Here is a 16,221-nt window from a genome sequence, read left to right as displayed (position 1 = left end):
GGAGCTGGCTCCCTCGCCATTTTTTTACGCCTGGTGACTGATCCGGCCATCCACCAAGGTGTAACGCACCACACCCGGCAGGCTATGGCCGAGGAACGGGCAGTTCTCGCCTTTCGACAGCCAGGTTTCGCCGGCAACGGTCGAGGCCTTCGGATCGAACAGCACGATATCCGCCGCACCCCCCACCGCCAGTTTGCCCGCCGGCAGGCGCAGGGCCTCGGCCGGGCCGGCGCTCAGGCGGGCCAGCAGGGTCGGCAGGTCCAGCAGGCCATCCTCGACCAGCGTCATCGCCAGCGGCAGCAGCAGTTCGACGCTGCTGATGCCCGGTTCGGTCGCGCCGAACGGTGCCAGTTTGGCATCACGCTCATGGGGCTGGTGATGGCTGGAAATCGCCGAAACCACGCCGGACTTCACCGCTTCACGCAGGCCTTCGCGGTCGGCGCGGGTGCGCAGCGGCGGTTGCACGTGATACAGGCTGCTGAAGTCGATCAGCGCTTCGTCCGTCAGGATCAGCTGATACAGGGCGACATCCGCCGTGACTTTCAAGCCACGAGCCTGGGCCTGAGCGATCAAGGCCACGCCGCGAGCACTGGTCAGCTGGCTGAAGTGCGCACGCACGCCGGTTTGCTCGACCAGCAACAGATCACGGGCCAGGGCCACGGTTTCAGCTGTTTCCGGGATGCCTGGCAGGCCGAGGAAGCTGGCGGTGGCACCTTCGTGGGCCAGGCCGCCGTCGGCGAGGTCGTGATCCTGCGAGTTGAAAATCACCGTCAGGTCGAACGTTGCCGCGTAATCCAGCGCCCGGCAAAGGGTGCGGGTGTTGCGGAAGCTTTCCAGGCCGTTGCCGAACGCTACGCAACCGGCGTCGCGCAGGGCCACCAGCTCGGCCAACTGTTCGCCATCCAGACCTTTGCTCAGCGCGCCGATCGGGAACACCTTGGTGTTGCCGGCCTCGCGGGCGCGGTCGAGGATCAGCTCGGCCACGGCGGAGGTGTCGAGCACCGGTTTGGTCTTCGGCGGGCAGCACAGGCTGGTCACGCCACCGGCCGCCGCAGCGCGGGTTTCGCTGGCGATGGTGCCTTTGCGACTGTAGCCCGGCTCGCGCAGGGCGACGTTGAGGTCTACGAGGCCAGGAGCGGCGACAAGCCCTTGGGCGTCGATGGTTTCGACGGCGGTGAAACCGGCCGGTGCAGCGCCGAGGGCGACGATCTTGCAGGCTTCAACGTGAATATCGGTGATTTGATCCAGGCCGCTGCTTGGATCGATGACGCGGGCGCCGAGAATGCTGAGCTTCACTGGGCGTTCTCCTGCTCGAATTGACGTTGCGCCGTTTGCCCGCTCATGGCCATGGACAGCACGGCCATACGGATTGCGATGCCGTAGGTGACTTGATTGAGGATCACCGAGTGCGGGCCGTCGGCCACCGCCGACTCGATCTCCACGCCGCGGTTGATCGGCCCCGGGTGCATGACGATGCAATCGGGCTTGGCGCCGGCCAGGCGCGCGGTGGTCAGGCCGAACAGGCGGTAGAACTCGCCTTCGCTCGGCAGCAGGCCGCCGGTCATGCGCTCACGCTGCAGGCGCAGCATGATCACCACGTCGACGTCTTTCAGGCCTTCGGTCATGTCGGTGTAGACCTTCACGCCGTATTGCTCGATGCCGATCGGCAGCAGGGTTTTCGGCGCGATCACGCGGATGTCCCGGCAGCCGAGGGTCTTCAGGGCGAGCATGTTCGAGCGCGCCACCCGCGAGTGCAGGATGTCGCCGACGATGGCCACCGAGAGGTTCTCGAAACCGCCCTTGTGGCGGCGGATGGTCAGCATGTCGAGCATGCCCTGGGTCGGGTGCGCGTGTCGGCCGTCGCCGCCGTTGATGATCGCCACCTGCGGGCAGACATGTTCGGCGATGAAGTGCGCGGCGCCCGAGTCACCGTGGCGCACGACGAACATGTCGGCAGCCATGGCTTCCAGATTGCGCAGGGTGTCGAGCAGGGTTTCGCCCTTGCTGGCCGACGATGTCGACACGTTCAGGGTGATCACGTCCGCCGACAGGCGCTGGGCCGCCAGTTCGAAGGTGGTGCGGGTGCGGGTCGAGTTTTCGAAGAACACGTTGCACACGGTCTTGCCGCGCAGCAACGGGACCTTCTTCACGGCCCGGGCACCGACTTCGAGGAACGAGTCGGCGGTGTCGAGGATTTCCGTCAGCAACTCGCGGCGCAGGCCGTCGAGCGAGAGGAAGTGGCGCAGCTGGCCCTGATCATTGAGCTGCAGCGGGCGCTTGGTATCTAGAGGCGTCATCGCGAGGGGGACTCTCAATAGGGCGGATTAAAGGGCAAGGTCTTGCAGTTCGAGGGCCAGCTCCGGCCCGGACAGCTTGACCCGCTCGTGGGCGGCCAGCGACAGGGTCGCGCCGACCACGTTCGGGCGGATCGGCAGTTCGCCGGCGTCCAGGTCCAGCAGGCAGACCAGCGTCACGCTGGCCGGGCGGCCGTAGTCGAACAGTTCGTTCATGGCAGCGCGGATGGTCCGGCCGCTCATCAGTACGTCGTCGATCAGCACCAGATGCTGGCCTTCGATTTCGAAGGGCAGGGCGGAAGGGCGCACTTGCGGGTGCAGGCCGTTCTGGCTGAAGTCGTCGCGGTAGAAGGAAACATCCAGCGTGCCCAATGGCGCATCGCTGCCCAGCTCTTTGAGCAGGGCCTGGGCGACCCAGACGCCGCCGGTGCGGATGCCGATGTAACGCGGTTCGCTGATATCACGCTGGGCAAGGTGCGCCTTGAGGCGGGTCGCCATCTGGCTGATCAGATCGGCGGGATTGGGCAGGCTCATGGTTGCTCCTTCTCGGGGTCGAGCCGGCTCTCGCGAACCGGGGCTCGGGTTGTAACCAAAAGAAAAGCGCCGTAGCGCTTGTCAGGATTCAAATAGTGCGGTGTTTTCGTCGAGCCAGCCTTGCAGCAGCAGGGCGGCGGCGATGGCGTCCACCGGGTTATCGCGGTAGCTGCCTTTCTGTCCGCCGCGCACCAGTCGCTCGCCCTTGGCTTCGAAGGTGGTCAGGCGTTCGTCGTGGGTATAGAAAGGCAGGTTGAAACGGCCGTTGAGGCGGCGGGCGAATTTCTCGGCGCGGGCGCACATCTCGCTGGGCGTGCCGTCCATGTTCAGCGGCAGGCCGACCACCACGGCGTCGGGTTTCCATTCCTTTATCAGGGCTTCGACCTGATTCCAGTCCGGCACACCGTTTTGCGCCTTCAAGGTGCACAGTTCGCGGGCCTGGCCGGTAATCACCTGGCCGACCGCCACGCCGATCTGTTTGGTGCCGTAGTCGAAGCCGAGGATCAGGCGCAGGGCCATCAGGCGTGTCCTGCCTGGCTGGTCAGCAGGCTGAGGTTGATCCCCAGGTGCCTGGCCGCTGCTTCCAGGCGCAGTTCACTGCTGGTGTTGAACAGGATGTCGGCGTCGTACGGGCAGGTCAGCCAGGCATTGTCGGCCAACTCGGCCTCCAGTTGCCCGGCTTCCCAGCCGGCATAACCGAGGGTGATCACGCTTTTGGCCGGGCCCACGCCGTCGGCGATGGCGAACAGCACGTCCTGCGAGGTCGACAGGGCCAGATCGCCCTCCAGCTCGACGGTCGCCTGGAACGTCTTGCCCGCCGGGTGCAGGACAAAACCGCGATCGGTCTGCACCGGGCCACCGATGAAGATCGGCACATGCTGGCACAGCGCTGGCGGGTCGATGTCAGGGCGCAGTTGTTCGAGGATGTCGGCCAGATTCAGCTCTTGCGGTCGGTTGACCACCAGCCCCATGGCGCCATTGGCCGTGTGCTCGACGATGTAGGTCAAGGTGTGGGCAAAGTTCGGGTCGGCCATGTGTGGCATGGCGATCAGGAAGTGATGCTTGAGGTAGCTGGGGCTGACGTTTTTCATGTGCGCTAGTGTGGCGTTCGGGGGGCGAACTGACAAGCTGGAGCGGGCAAAAGATCGACTCAGTTACTGGACAGCCGGTCACCCCGGGCGAATTTCCAGGTGCGGATGATTTCCAGCCGGTCGATGTCCGACAGGTCCCCGGTAAACGGTGCAAACGGTGCCGCCAGTCGCACGATACGTTGCGCCGCCTGATCCAGCAGCGGCTGGCCGGAAGACTCCAGCACCAGCACTTCATACAGCGAGCCGTCGCGGTTGATCGACACCATCAGGCGCAGATTGCCGTAGATCTGCTTGCGCCGGGCTTCGTCGGGGTAATTGAGGTTGCCGATGCGCTCGACCTTCTTGCGCCATTCGTCCTTGTACCAGGCGCCCTTGTCGCGCATGGTCGACGCGGCGCTGAGGCGGTGGATGCGCGGACGCTTGGCATACAGCTGTTGTTCGTTGGCCAGTTCGGCTTCAAGACTGGCGATGTCGCTGGAGAGCTGCGAGCTGTCGAAAGTCGGGGCGTCGACCGTCGGTTTGGTCTCGGTCCTGGCTTCTTCTTTCTTGGTCGGCGCCTTTTTCGGTTTCGGCGCGACGGTGGTCACGGCCGCCTTGGGCGCGGCTTCCTGCACTTCCGGCTTGGCGGCGGGCGGCGGGGTGACTTTCTTGACTTCATTTGCCTGGAACGGCGCGACCTCGGTGGTCTTGGGGATCGCCTTCTTGTCGAGGGTGCCGCTGCCTTCCTGGTTTTCCTGGGCGAGAAAGTCGGCCTTCGTCGGCTTCTTTTCGCTCTTGAAGGTGGCGAGGGTGATTTCCAGGGTTTTGCTGATCTGCTTGGGCTCGACCATGGTGAAACCCACGCCGAGCAGCAGCGCCAGGTGGATCAGCGCCGCGAGAAACAGGGTAAATCCGAGGCGATCGACCGGGCGCACGCCTTTGTGGGCGAGTTCAGCGGGCAGATCGGACGGAAGTGTCATGACAAGAAAACCAACATCGCGTTTTTCACAGGCCGCGCATGATAACGCAATGTTGGTTTCACGCCTTGGGCTTCAAGCATCAAGCGACAGGCTGCATGTGATGCACATCAAGCTTGCAGCTTTTTCTCGATGGCATCCATCAGCAGGCCGCCGATGTCGGTGCCGAAGGCATTGTCGATTTCGCGGATGCAGGTCGGGCTGGTGACGTTGATTTCGGTCAGGTGCTCGCCGATCACGTCCAGGCCGACGAACAGCAGGCCCTTCTCGCGCAAGGTCGGGCCGACCTGAGCGGCGATCCAGCGATCCTTGTCGGTCAGCGGACGGGCTTCGCCACGACCGCCAGCCGCGAGGTTGCCACGGGTTTCGCCCTGGGCCGGAATCCGCGCCAGGCAGTAATCCACCGGCTCGCCGTCGATCATCAGGATGCGCTTGTCGCCGTCCTTGATCGCCGGCAGGTAGGCCTGGCCCATGATCTGCTGGGCGCCGAGGGCGGTCAGGGTTTCCAGAATCACCGACAGGTTCGGGTCGCCGGCGCGGTGACGGAAGATCGAAGTACCGCCCATGCCGTCCAGCGGCTTGAGGATCACGTCGCCATGTTTGGCGGCGAATTCACGCAGCACGTCGGCGCGGCGGCTGACCACGGTCGGCGGCGTGCACTGCGGGAACAGCGTGGCAAACAGCTTTTCGTTGCAGTCGCGCAGGCTCTGCGGTTTGTTGACCACCAGCACCCCGGCGGACTCGGCCTGTTCGAGCAGGTAGGTGGAGTAGACGAACTCCATGTCGAACGGTGGATCCTTGCGCATCAGGATCACGTTCAGATCGCTGAGCAGCGAATCCTGCTCGGCGCCCAGTTCGAACCATTTTTCCGGGTTGGCGAAGACTTTCAGCGGCTTCATTCGCGCCCGTGCCTGGCCTTCACCCTGGTAAAGGTCTTTCTGTTCCATATAGAACAGTTCCCAGCCGCGCTTCTGCGCCGCCAGCAGCATGGCCAGCGAGCTATCCTTTTTATAGGAAATGCTGGCGATAGGGTCCATGACAATCCCGACGCGAACGCTCATTGGGTTTTCCTCGAAAATTGGCTACCGGATCGGTATGAAAAAAGTGCCGCCAGAGTGGCGCCGGGCGGGTTTTCGGTCAAGGAAAAACCCGTCGATAGATTGCGTCTGGAGACTGTGCTAAAAAGGCTCCCAGCCGTGCTGGCCCTTGAGCATCAAGGGTTTCCAGCCATCAGTCATCGCAAAACGGACAAATTGATTCGCAAAGGCGACGGTAGAGCCCCCTTATGGAACAGCAGTCCAGCGCCTTGAAGGTCATGGTGATCGACGACTCGAAAACGATTCGTCGCACCGCCGAGACCCTGTTGAAAAATGCAGGGTGCGAAGTCATCACCGCGATCGACGGTTTTGACGCCCTGGCGAAGATCGCCGACCACCATCCCGGGATCATCTTTGTCGACATCATGATGCCGCGTCTGGATGGTTATCAGACCTGCGCTTTAATCAAGAACAACAATGCGTTCAAGGGCACGCCGGTGATCATGCTGTCGTCCCGGGACGGGCTGTTCGACAAGGCCAAGGGGCGGATTGTCGGTTCCGATCAATTTTTGACCAAGCCTTTCAGCAAGGAAGAACTGCTCGACGCGATTTCGGCCCATGTTCCGGGCTTCGCTGCCGCTTTGCCGCAGTAAGACACGCACAGAGACGCTCGGCCAGCGGGCCCGGTGTCGACAAGAAAAATGGGGAAGACCATGGCACGTATCCTGATCGTCGATGACTCGCCGACCGAAATGTACAAACTCACCGGCATGCTGGAAAAGCACGGGCACGAAGTGCTGAAAGCCGAAAACGGCGCCGACGGCGTGGCCCTGGCCCGCCAGGAAAAACCCGACGCGGTGCTGATGGACATCGTCATGCCCGGCCTCAACGGCTTTCAGGCTACCCGCCAGTTGACCAAGGATGCGGAAACCAGCCACATCCCGGTGATCATCATCACCACCAAGGATCAGGAGACCGACAAGGTCTGGGGCACCCGCCAGGGCGCCAAGGACTACCTGACCAAACCGGTCGACGAAGACACGCTGATCAAGACCCTGAACAACGTGCTGGCCGGTTGATCGCGCCGCCATGAGCGAGTCGCTGACCGCGTTCGAACTGTTGTGGCAGATCGACCAGCGCTGTCGCCTGCTGGCGGCGGACCTGCCGTCGCAACCGGCGCGCCAGGATCGCTGGAGCGGCATCGGCTTTCGTCTGGGCGAGCACTGGTACGTCACGCCGATGGGCGAAGTCAGCGAAGTGCTGCCCGAACTGCGTGTCACCCAGCTGCCGGGCGTCAAGCCATGGGTCAAGGGCGTGGCCAATCTGCGCGGACGGCTGCTGCCGGTCATGGACCTGTGCGGCTTTTTCGGCCATGAGCTGTCACCGATGCGCAAACAGCGGCGGGTCTTGGTGGTAGAGCATCAGGACGTGTTTGCCGGGTTGCTGGTCGATGAAGTCTTTGGCCTGCAGCACTTCGAGCAGGACAGTTTCGAATCTGTCTCGATCAGTAAACGGCAAGGCTCCAAAGGCGAGTTCATCAAGGGCTATTTCCGGCGCGAGCAGAACTGGCGGGTGTTCAGCCTGTTTGCGCTGGCGCAGTCACCGAGTTTCATGCACGTCGCGGTTTAACAGGCGAGGACCGATGATCAAAGCAAAAACAGGCAAGCCCGCAGAAGGCTCGCGCAGCCGCTCGCAGATCATCGTGCTGTTTATCGCACTGATCGTGTTCATCATGCTGCTGTTCGCCAACTTCGCTTACCTCAACACCCAGGCCAACTACGACAAGCAGTACATCGGCCACGCCGGCGAGCTGCGGGTGCTGTCGCAGCGGATCGCCAAGAACGCCACCGAAGCCGCCGCCGGCAAAGCCGCCGCGTTCAAGCTGCTCAGCGATGCGCGCAACGATTTTGCCCAACGCTGGGGTTACCTCAAGAAGGGCGACCCGAGCACCGGCCTGCCGCCGGCGCCATCCGTCGTGCGCCCGGAAATGCGCGCCGTGCAGTTGGACTGGGAACGCCTGCTGAAAAACACCGACGCGATTCTCTCCAGCGAGCAGACCGTGCTGTCCCTGCATCAAGTGGCCGCGACCCTGGCCGAAACCGTGCCGCAGTTGCAGATCGAATACGAAAAAGTCGTGGAAATCCTCCTGCAACGCGGTGCGCCGGCGGCGCAGGTGGCGATGGCCCAGCGTCAGTCGCTGCTGGCCGAGCGGATTCTCGGTGCGGTGAACACCGTGCTCTCGGGCGATGAAAACTCCCAGCAGGCTGCCGACGCGTTCGGCCGCGATGCCGCACGCTTCGGCCAGGTGCTCAACGGCATGTTGCAAGGCAACCCGGCGCTGAAGATCAGCCAGGTCGAAGACCGCGATGCCCGCGCTCGCTTGAGCGAGATTTCCGAGCTGTTCCAGTTCGTCTCGGGTTCCGTGGATGAAATCCTCGAAACCTCGCCGGAGCTGTTCAAGGTCCGTGAGTCGGCCACCAATATCTTCAGCCTGTCGCAGACCCTGCTCGACGAAGCCTCGCACCTGGCCAGCCGTTTCGAAAACCTTGCCGGCGGGCGTAACACCGACACCATCGGCGGCTACGTACTGGGCCTGCTGGCGCTGGCCTCGATCATCCTGATCGGCCTGGTCATGGTCCGGGAAACCAACCGTCAGTTGCGCGAGACCGCCGAGAAGAACGAGCGCAACCAGAACGCGATCATGCGCCTGCTCGACGAGATCGAAGACCTCGCCGACGGCGACCTGACCGTGACCGCCTCGGTGACCGAAGACTTCACCGGAACCATCGCCGACTCGATCAACTATTCGGTCGACCAGTTGCGCGATCTGGTCGCCACCATCAACCTCACCGCCGGCCAGGTCGCCGCTGCGGTGCAGGAAACCCAGGCCACCGCCATGCATCTGGCCCAGGCCTCGGAGCATCAGGCCCAGCAGATTTCCGAAGCCTCGACCGCGATCAGCGACATGGCCCAGTCCATCGATCAGGTATCGGCCAACGCCGCCGAATCTTCGGCGGTGGCCGAACGTTCGGTGGAGATCGCCAACAAGGGCAACGAAGTGGTGCACAACACCATCCACGGCATGGACAACATCCGCGAACAGATCCAGGACACCGCCAAGCGCATCAAGCGCCTGGGCGAGTCGTCCCAGGAAATCGGCGACATCGTCAGCCTGATCGATGACATTGCTGACCAGACCAACATCCTCGCCCTCAACGCGGCGATTCAGGCGTCGATGGCCGGTGATGCCGGGCGCGGTTTTGCCGTGGTGGCCGACGAAGTGCAGCGGCTGGCCGAGCGCTCGTCCGCTGCGACCCGGCAGATCGAGACGCTGGTGCGGGCGATCCAGACCGACACCAACGAAGCCGTGATTTCCATGGAGCAGACCACCACCGAAGTGGTGCGCGGCGCGCGGCTGGCGCAGGATGCCGGGGTGGCCCTGGAAGAAATCGAAGGCGTGTCCAAGACCCTCGCGGCGCTGATCCAGAGCATTTCCAACGCGGCGCAGCAGCAGACGTCTTCGGCCGGGCAGATTTCCCTGACGATGAACGTGATCCAGCAGATCACTTCGCAGACCTCGTCCGGCTCCACGGCCACCGCCGAGAGCATCGGCAACCTGGCGAAAATGGCCAGCCAGTTGCGTCGCTCGGTGTCCGGGTTCACCTTGCCGGCGGCGTCTGCGCCCGTCTCGGACAAGGCGTGAGGCCTGCGGGCGAGGCAATGTCGAGCGGAGTGGTTATGGGTGACCGGCACGATTACGTGGCCCTTGAATGGGTCAAGGGTGAAATCGCCGAGACGCTGAGGCAGGCGCATCAGGCCATCGAAGCCGTGCTCGACGATCCGCAGTCCGTGCCCGGGCTGGACGAATGCCTGGCCTGCATCCATCAGGTACACGGCAGCCTGCAGATGGTCGAGTTCTACGGCGCGGCATTGCTCGCCGAAGAAATGGAACACCTGGTCGAAGCGTTGCAGAACGACCGCGTCAGCCACCGTGACGAAGCGCTGCACTTGCTGTTGCAGGCGCTGGGTCAATTGCCGATCTACCTCGACCGCGTGCAGGGCGCCCGCCGCGACCTGCCACTGGTGGTGCTGCCGCTGATCAACGACTTGCGCAGCGCCCGGGGCGAAAGCCTGTTGTCGGAAACCAGCCTGTTCAGCCCGCAGTTGCCCGAGCTGGCGCCGCTGGGCGAGGAAACCCTGGCGCTGCTGGAGCCGGCAGAGCTGCCGAATGTGTTGCGCAAATTGCGTCAGATGCTGCAAATGGCGCTGGTCGGATTGCTCCGCGAACAGGATGACCAGACGCACCTCGGTTATCTGGCCAAGGTCTTCACCCGCCTCGAAGCGTTGAGCGGTAACTCGCCGCTGAGCCCGTTGTGGCAGGTCGCGTCGGCGCTGGTCGAGGGCATGCGCGAAGGGCGGATCGCCAACAGCCCGGCCCTGCGCAGCCTGTTCAAGGACGCCGACAAGGAACTCAAGCGTCTGCTCGAACAAGGCATGCCCGGCCTCAACCAGCCGCCACCGCCTGAACTGCTGAAAAGCCTGCTGTTTTATATCGCCAAAGCCGAACATCCCACCGGGCAGATGCTGACCATGAAAGATCGCTACTCCCTGGACGACGCGCTGCCCGACAGCGCGATGGTCGACGAAGAACGCGCGCGTCTGGCCGGCCCTGACCGCGATGCCATGCGCTCGGTGCTCGCGGCGCTGTGCGAAGAGCTGGTGCGGGTCAAGGAACGCCTCGACCTGTTCGTGCGTAGCGACCGCCAGCACGCCTCGGACCTGGACAGCCTGCTGGCGCCGCTGCGCCAGATCGCCGACACCCTGGCGGTGCTCGGTTTCGGCCAGCCGCGCAAGGTGATCATCGATCAACTGGCGGTGGTGCTCAGCCTCGCGCAGGGCCAGCGCGAACCGAACGACGCCACGCTGATGGACGTCGCCGGCGCCTTGCTCTACGTCGAGGCGACGCTGGCCGGGATGGTCGGTACGGTGGAGCCGGAGAGCCCGGATGACTCGCGGCTGCCGACCACCGACCTGACGCAGATTCATCAGATCGTGATCAAGGAAGCGCGCATCTGTCTGCAACAGGCCAAGGACATGATCGTCGACTACATCGACGCCGACTGGGACCGCCAGCAACTGCAAAGCCTGCCGGCGCTGCTGACCCAGGTGCGCGGTGCGCTGGCGATGATTCCGCTGGTGCGGGCGGCCAGCCTGCTCGAAGCCTGTAACGGATTTATCCGCGAGCACCTGTTGCTCGACCCGCACGAGCCGGGCTGGCAGCAACTCGACAGCCTCGCCGACGCCATCACTAGCCTCGAGTATTACCTCGAGCGCCTGACCGACGATCCGCAGGCACCCAGCGAACATTTGCTGGATATCGCGCAGAAAAGCCTCGCCAGTCTCGGTTTTTTTCCTGACGAACAGCCCGGCGAGCCGCATGTGCCGGTGCTCGACGATGTGCTCAGCCCCAGCGAAGCGCTGGTGATGCAGGATTTACAGGAGCTGGACGACCCGCAGATCGTGCAGTCGTTGGCCGAAGTGCTGGCCAGCCCGGTCTCGGCGGTCAACCCGCCGGCGCTGACCACGCCGGGCAGCCTGCTGCCACCACCGGCCGATGAAGAACCGGTGGATGACGAGCTGCGCGAAGTGTTCCTCGAAGAAACCGGGGAAGTGCTCGAGGTGCTGAGCGACTACCTGCCGCGCTGGTCTGCCGAGCCCGATGACCGCGCCGCCCTCAGTGAGCTGCGCCGCGGCTTCCATACGCTGAAGGGCAGCGGCCGGATGGTGCGCGCGCTGGTCCTCGGCGAGCTGGCCTGGGCGGTGGAAAACCTGCTCAACCGCGTGCTGGAACACAGCGTCGAACCCGGCCCGGCGGTGCGCCAGTTGTTGGCCGACACGCTGCTGCTGTTGCCGGACCTGATCGCCGAATTCGCCACCAACGGTCAGCGTCAGCGCTACGATGTCGATCAACTGGCGGCCCGCGCCCATGCGCTGGCCAAGGGTGACACACCGCTGCCCGCCGAAGATGTGGAAGATGTCGCGGCCCTCGATCCGCTGTTGCTGGAGATTTTCCGCAACGAAGCCGAGACTCACCTCGCCAGCCTCAATCGCTTCCTCGATCAGGCCGCCGAACATGTGCCGTTGCAGGCCAGCGACGAGTTGCAGCGCGCGCTGCACACCCTCAAGGGCAGCGCCTCGATGGCAGGAGTTTCGCCGATTGCCGAACTGGCGGCGCCGCTGGATAAACTGGCCCGGGAATTCAAGGCCCATCAGTTGGCGCTGGACCTCGACGAAGTGGAACTGCTGCTCGAAGCCGAGGGCCTGTTCCGCGTCGGTCTGCGTCAGCTCAAACACGATCCGCTGGCGCCGATTGTCGGCGCGCAGTCGCTGATCAAACGCACCGAAACCCTGCTCGGCGAGCGTCTGGAATCGATCCTCAATGCCCCGAGCAGTGCGGTGCGGGTCAAGCGCGATCCGCAACTGATCAACAACTTCCTGGCCCAAGGCATGGACATCCTGCTCGACGCCGAAAGCCTCTTGCAGCGCTGGCAGCAGCACCCCGGCGAACGTCAGGAACTCAGCGCGCTGCTGGATGAGTTGACCACCCTGGGCGAGGGCGCGCACCTGGCGGATCTGCTGCCGGTGGATGTGCTGTGTGAAGCCTTGCTCGATCTATACGGCGCCGTCGAGGAAAGCAGCCTGGCGGTCAGCGAGCGGTTTTTCCATGAGGCGCAGCAGGCCCATGAAGCGCTGATCAACATGCTCGACGAACTGGCCGCCGGCCAGGAAATCACCCCGCAACCGCAACGCATCCGCGCCTTGCACGAACTGCTCGACGAGAGCCTCGACCCGTCGGCCATGGGCCTGATCCGCAGCGATGGCAGCCGCACCACGAGCATCCGCGAACTGGGCAGCGCCACCGCCGAACTGCAACAACACAGCGCCGACAGCGGGCCGGACGACGAGATCGTCGAGATCTTCCTCGAAGAGGCGGTGGACATTCTCGACAGCGCCGGCCAAGCCTTGCAGCGCTGGCTGAAGGATCCGGAAAACGGCGCACCGCTGTCGTCGCTGCAACGGGATTTGCACACGCTCAAGGGCGGCGCGCGGATGGCCGAGGTGGCGGCCGTCGGTGATCTGGCCCATGAGCTGGAAGGCCTTTACCAAGGGCTGGTGGATCGTCGGTACAGCCACAGCGAAGCTCTGGATCGATTGCTGCGCCAGAGCCACGAGCGCCTGGCGCTGTTCCTCGAACAGTTGCACCGGCACCAGCCGCTGGATCCGGCGCAGGACCTGATCGAGGCGATCCGCCGCTTTCGCCAGGGCTCGAGCGCCAGTCCTGAGACGCCGACCGCTTCCGCCACGCAGGATGGCCCCGCACACGATCCGGAGCTGCTGGAGATCTTCCTTGAGGAAGGTTTCGACATCATCGAAAACTCCGGCGCCGCGTTGCTGCGCTGGCAGGCCGAACCCGGTAATCGCCAGGAAGTGGAAACTCTGCTGCGCGATCTGCACACCCTCAAGGGCGGCGCGCGGATGGTGGAAATCGGCCCGATCGGCGACCTCGCTCATGAGCTGGAAAACCTCTACGAAAGCCTGTCTGCCGGCACCCTGCAGGGCAGCGCCGAACTGTTCGCGCTGTTGCAGCGTGGCCATGACCGCTTGGCGCAGATGCTCGACGGGGTACGCGCCGGTCAGCCGTGTCCGCCGGCGGACCGCCTGATCAGCGCGATCCAGAATTTCAGCCATCCCGTGCTGGTGCAAACCCCGGCGCCCGTGCCGCCGGTTGCGGTCAAGGCCGAGCCTGCGGCCCCGGCGCCCGAGACCGGGGCGGACATGGTCAAGGTCTCCGCCGAACTGCTCGACGAGCTGGTCAACCTCGCTGGCGAAACCTCGATTTTCCGTGGGCGCATCGAGCAGCAAGTCAACGATGCGCAGACCGCCCTGCACGAGATGGAAACCACCATCGAGCGCATGCGCGACCAGTTGCGCCGGCTCGACACCGAAACCCAGGGGCGGATCCTCAGCCGTCAGCAAGTGGATGCCGAACGCCTCGGTTACGAAGATTTCGACCCGCTGGAAATGGACCGCCATTCGCAGTTGCAGCAGTTGTCACGGGCGCTGTTCGAGTCTGCTTCCGACTTGCTGGACTTGAAGGAAACCCTCGACCGGCGCACCCACGACGCGGAGAACCTGTTGCAGCAGCAGGGGCGGATCAACACCGAGTTGCAGGAAGGCCTGATGCGCACGCGCATGGTGCCGTTCGAGCGCATGTTGCCGCGTCTGAAACGCATCGTCCGCCAGGTCGCCGAAGAGCTGGGCAAGGACGTGGCGTTCAGCGTCGGCAACGCCGAAGGCGAGATGGACCGCAACGTCCTCGAGCGCATGGCGGCGCCGCTGGAGCACATGCTGCGCAATGCCGTCGACCATGGCCTGGAGTCCGCCGAAGTCCGGCTGGCGGCGGGCAAACCGGCGCAGGGGCAGATCAGCCTCGACCTGTCCCGCGAGGGCGGCGACATCGTGTTCGACATCCGCGACGATGGCGCCGGCGTGCCGCTGGATGCCGTGCGGCGCAAGGCGATCAAGCGCGGCCTGCTGGCGCCGGACGCCGAGATCAGCGACCGCGAGGTGTTGCAGTTCATCCTCCATCCAGGTTTTTCCACGGCCGAGAAAATCACCCAGATTTCCGGGCGCGGCGTGGGCATGGACGTGGTGCACGAAGAAGTGCGGCAACTGGGCGGCACCATGAGCATCGATTCGGTGCCGGGGCAGGGCGTGCATTTTCGCATTCGCCTGCCGTTTACCGTGTCGGTCAACCGTGCGCTGATGGTGCAGTGCGGCGAGGATCAATACGCGATTCCGCTGGACACCATCGACGGCATCGTCCGCGTACTGCCGAATGAACTGGACGGGCATTTCCGTCTCGACCCGCCGACTTATCAGTACGGCGGCCAGCGTTATGAACTGTGCTATCTGGGCGAGCTGCTGAAAACCGCGCCACGGCCGAAACTGTCCGGCCAGAGCCTGCCGGTGCCGGTCTTGCTGGTGCAGTGCAACGACCGGCACATCGCGGTGCAGGTCGACACGATGGCCGGCACCCGCGAGATCGTGGTCAAGAGCCTCGGCCCGCAGTTCGCCTCGGTGCAGGGCGTTTCGGGGGCGACGATTCTCGGCGATGGCCGGGTGGTGCTGATTCTCGATCTGCTGGCGCCGATCCGCGCGATGCAGGCGCGGTTGCCGCAGCGCCCGGCCAGTCACGACATCGAGAGCGAACCGCACAAGCCGTTGCTGGTGATGGTGGTCGACGACTCGGTGACGGTACGCAAGGTCACCAGCCGTCTGCTCGAACGCCACGGTATGAACGTGCTGACCGCCAAGGACGGGGTCGATGCCATGCTGCTGCTGGAGGAACACATGCCGGACCTGATGCTGCTCGACATCGAAATGCCGCGCATGGATGGCTTCGAAGTGGCGACCCAGGTACGCCAAGATGAACGCCTGCAGCATCTGCCGATCATCATGATCACCTCGCGCACCGGGCAGAAACACCGCGACCGCGCGATGGCCATCGGCGTCAACGACTACCTCGGCAAGCCGTACCAGGAATCGGTGCTGCTCGAAAGCATCGCCCTGTGGAGCAAAAAACATGCATGAACGCCAGCACAATCAACGCGCCAGCCAGCTCACCGGGCTGCTGCTGCCGCTGGCGGATCGCAACCTGATCCTGCCCAACGTCGCCGTCGCCGAGCTGATCGACTACCAGTCCAGCGCCTTCGATCTCGACACACCGCCGTGGTATCTCGGTCGGGTGACCTGGCGTGAGCGGCAGATTCCGCTGCTGAGTTTCGAGTCGGCGTGCGGCAACAAAATCGTCATCGGCGAGCGGGCACGGATTGTCATCCTCAATGCCCTGGGCGGGCGGCCGGAGTTGAAGTTCATCGCGCTGCTGGTGCAGGGGATTCCGCGCTCGTACAAGCTCGACAGCCAGTTGAGTTATGTCGACGTGCCGTTGTGTGCGCTGGAGCAGGCGGCGGTGCAGGTGGGGGAGCAGGTGGCGAAGGTCCCGGATTTGTTGGCGTTGGAGACGTTGTTGGTGGATGCGGGGCTGGTTTGATTCTCGCTTGAGTTTTGCGCTTCCCCCATTCCCCTCACCCCAGCCCTCTCCCGGAGGGAGAGGGGGCCGACCGAGGTGTCTTGGATCATCCATCGACCTGAGCCACCGAGTTGATTATGGATTCAGAGCAAATCGTTCATTTCGGTGCATCTCGCTAATATCCCACGGTCAGTCCCCTCTCCCTCCGGGAGAGGG

Annotated in this window: 13 protein-coding genes; 6 read left to right on the top strand and 7 right to left on the bottom strand. The window is 64.0% G+C overall.

What is annotated here, in order from left to right; all coding sequences use genetic code 11:
* Nucleotides 1-24 precede the first annotated feature (24 nt).
* The 7 genes from PDR5_RS27025 to gshB all read right to left on the bottom strand — a co-directional run bounded on the left by PDR5_RS27025 (nt 25) and on the right by gshB (nt 5,936).
* On the bottom strand, nt 25-1,296 hold the full coding sequence (locus tag PDR5_RS27025) for a dihydroorotase (protein WP_064600076.1): 1,272 nt from the start codon (nt 1,294-1,296) through the stop codon (nt 25-27).
* On the bottom strand, nt 1,293-2,297 hold the full coding sequence (locus tag PDR5_RS27020) for an aspartate carbamoyltransferase catalytic subunit (protein WP_064600074.1): 1,005 nt from the start codon (nt 2,295-2,297) through the stop codon (nt 1,293-1,295). Before PDR5_RS27020 ends, PDR5_RS27025 begins: the two co-directional genes overlap by 4 nt.
* 27 nt (nt 2,298-2,324) lie before the next feature.
* Nucleotides 2,325-2,828, bottom strand: coding sequence for a bifunctional pyr operon transcriptional regulator/uracil phosphoribosyltransferase PyrR (gene pyrR / locus PDR5_RS27015; protein WP_039767937.1), 504 nt, complete (start codon nt 2,826-2,828; stop codon nt 2,325-2,327).
* A gap of 81 nt (nt 2,829-2,909) precedes the next feature.
* Complete coding sequence (ruvX, locus tag PDR5_RS27010) at nt 2,910-3,347, bottom strand: Holliday junction resolvase RuvX (protein ID WP_007953334.1); 438 nt, start codon at nt 3,345-3,347, stop codon at nt 2,910-2,912.
* A complete protein-coding gene (locus PDR5_RS27005) occupies nt 3,347-3,919 on the bottom strand; it encodes a YqgE/AlgH family protein (protein WP_011336368.1) in 573 nt (190 codons plus the stop codon). Before PDR5_RS27005 ends, ruvX begins: the two co-directional genes overlap by 1 nt.
* 59 nt (nt 3,920-3,978) lie before the next feature.
* On the bottom strand, nt 3,979-4,878 hold the full coding sequence (locus PDR5_RS27000; RefSeq protein WP_064600072.1) for an energy transducer TonB: 900 nt from the start codon (nt 4,876-4,878) through the stop codon (nt 3,979-3,981).
* Nucleotides 4,879-4,985: 107 nt separating this feature from the next.
* A complete protein-coding gene (gene gshB / locus PDR5_RS26995) occupies nt 4,986-5,936 on the bottom strand; it encodes a glutathione synthase (RefSeq protein WP_064600070.1) in 951 nt (316 codons plus the stop codon).
* A 224-nt stretch (nt 5,937-6,160) separates the two neighbouring features.
* Here gshB and pilG point away from each other — a divergent pair, with 224 nt between their 5' ends.
* The 6 genes from pilG to PDR5_RS26965 are packed head-to-tail and all read left to right on the top strand — an operon-like array spanning nt 6,161 to nt 16,026.
* Nucleotides 6,161-6,565, top strand: coding sequence for a twitching motility response regulator PilG (pilG, locus tag PDR5_RS26990; protein ID WP_007953330.1), 405 nt, complete (start codon nt 6,161-6,163; stop codon nt 6,563-6,565).
* A gap of 60 nt (nt 6,566-6,625) precedes the next feature.
* Entirely contained in the window at nt 6,626-6,991 is a 366-nt protein-coding gene (pilH, locus tag PDR5_RS26985; protein WP_007953328.1) for a twitching motility response regulator PilH, read from the top strand.
* A gap of 10 nt (nt 6,992-7,001) precedes the next feature.
* Nucleotides 7,002-7,541, top strand: coding sequence for a chemotaxis protein CheW (locus PDR5_RS26980; protein ID WP_007953327.1), 540 nt, complete (start codon nt 7,002-7,004; stop codon nt 7,539-7,541).
* Between the two features lie 13 nt (nt 7,542-7,554).
* Nucleotides 7,555-9,615, top strand: coding sequence for a methyl-accepting chemotaxis protein (locus PDR5_RS26975; RefSeq protein ID WP_064600068.1), 2,061 nt, complete (start codon nt 7,555-7,557; stop codon nt 9,613-9,615).
* Nucleotides 9,616-9,650: 35 nt separating this feature from the next.
* Nucleotides 9,651-15,566: an Hpt domain-containing protein gene (locus PDR5_RS26970; RefSeq protein WP_064600066.1), complete on the top strand. Its 5,916-nt coding sequence runs from the start codon at nt 9,651-9,653 to the stop codon at nt 15,564-15,566.
* Nucleotides 15,559-16,026, top strand: coding sequence for a chemotaxis protein CheW (locus PDR5_RS26965; RefSeq protein ID WP_064600064.1), 468 nt, complete (start codon nt 15,559-15,561; stop codon nt 16,024-16,026). Before PDR5_RS26970 ends, PDR5_RS26965 begins: the two co-directional genes overlap by 8 nt.
* Nucleotides 16,027-16,221: the final 195 nt, after the last annotated feature.

Origin of the sequence: Pseudomonas sp. DR 5-09 (assembly GCF_001655595.1) — a bacterium.
Classification (GTDB): domain Bacteria; phylum Pseudomonadota; class Gammaproteobacteria; order Pseudomonadales; family Pseudomonadaceae; genus Aquipseudomonas; species Aquipseudomonas pharyngis.
The sequence above is the reverse complement of the archived record's forward strand: the minus strand, read 5'-3'. Positions and strand labels throughout refer to the sequence as shown.

What these genes read in the sequence shown, in the direction of transcription:
- PDR5_RS27020 (WP_064600074.1), bottom strand. Translation starts at nt 2,297, where the DNA reads ATGACGCCTCTAGATACCAAGCGCCCGCTGCAGCTCAATGATCAGGGC.
- pyrR (WP_039767937.1), bottom strand. Translation starts at nt 2,828, where the DNA reads ATGAGCCTGCCCAATCCCGCCGATCTGATCAGCCAGATGGCGACCCGC.
- ruvX (WP_007953334.1), bottom strand. Translation starts at nt 3,347, where the DNA reads ATGGCCCTGCGCCTGATCCTCGGCTTCGACTACGGCACCAAACAGATC.
- PDR5_RS27005 (WP_011336368.1), bottom strand. Translation starts at nt 3,919, where the DNA reads ATGAAAAACGTCAGCCCCAGCTACCTCAAGCATCACTTCCTGATCGCC.
- PDR5_RS27000 (WP_064600072.1), bottom strand. Translation starts at nt 4,878, where the DNA reads ATGACACTTCCGTCCGATCTGCCCGCTGAACTCGCCCACAAAGGCGTG.
- gshB (WP_064600070.1), bottom strand. Translation starts at nt 5,936, where the DNA reads ATGAGCGTTCGCGTCGGGATTGTCATGGACCCTATCGCCAGCATTTCC.
- pilG (WP_007953330.1), top strand. Translation starts at nt 6,161, where the DNA reads ATGGAACAGCAGTCCAGCGCCTTGAAGGTCATGGTGATCGACGACTCG.
- pilH (WP_007953328.1), top strand. Translation starts at nt 6,626, where the DNA reads ATGGCACGTATCCTGATCGTCGATGACTCGCCGACCGAAATGTACAAA.
- PDR5_RS26980 (WP_007953327.1), top strand. Translation starts at nt 7,002, where the DNA reads ATGAGCGAGTCGCTGACCGCGTTCGAACTGTTGTGGCAGATCGACCAG.
- PDR5_RS26975 (WP_064600068.1), top strand. Translation starts at nt 7,555, where the DNA reads ATGATCAAAGCAAAAACAGGCAAGCCCGCAGAAGGCTCGCGCAGCCGC.
- PDR5_RS26970 (WP_064600066.1), top strand. Translation starts at nt 9,651, where the DNA reads ATGGGTGACCGGCACGATTACGTGGCCCTTGAATGGGTCAAGGGTGAA.
- PDR5_RS26965 (WP_064600064.1), top strand. Translation starts at nt 15,559, where the DNA reads ATGCATGAACGCCAGCACAATCAACGCGCCAGCCAGCTCACCGGGCTG.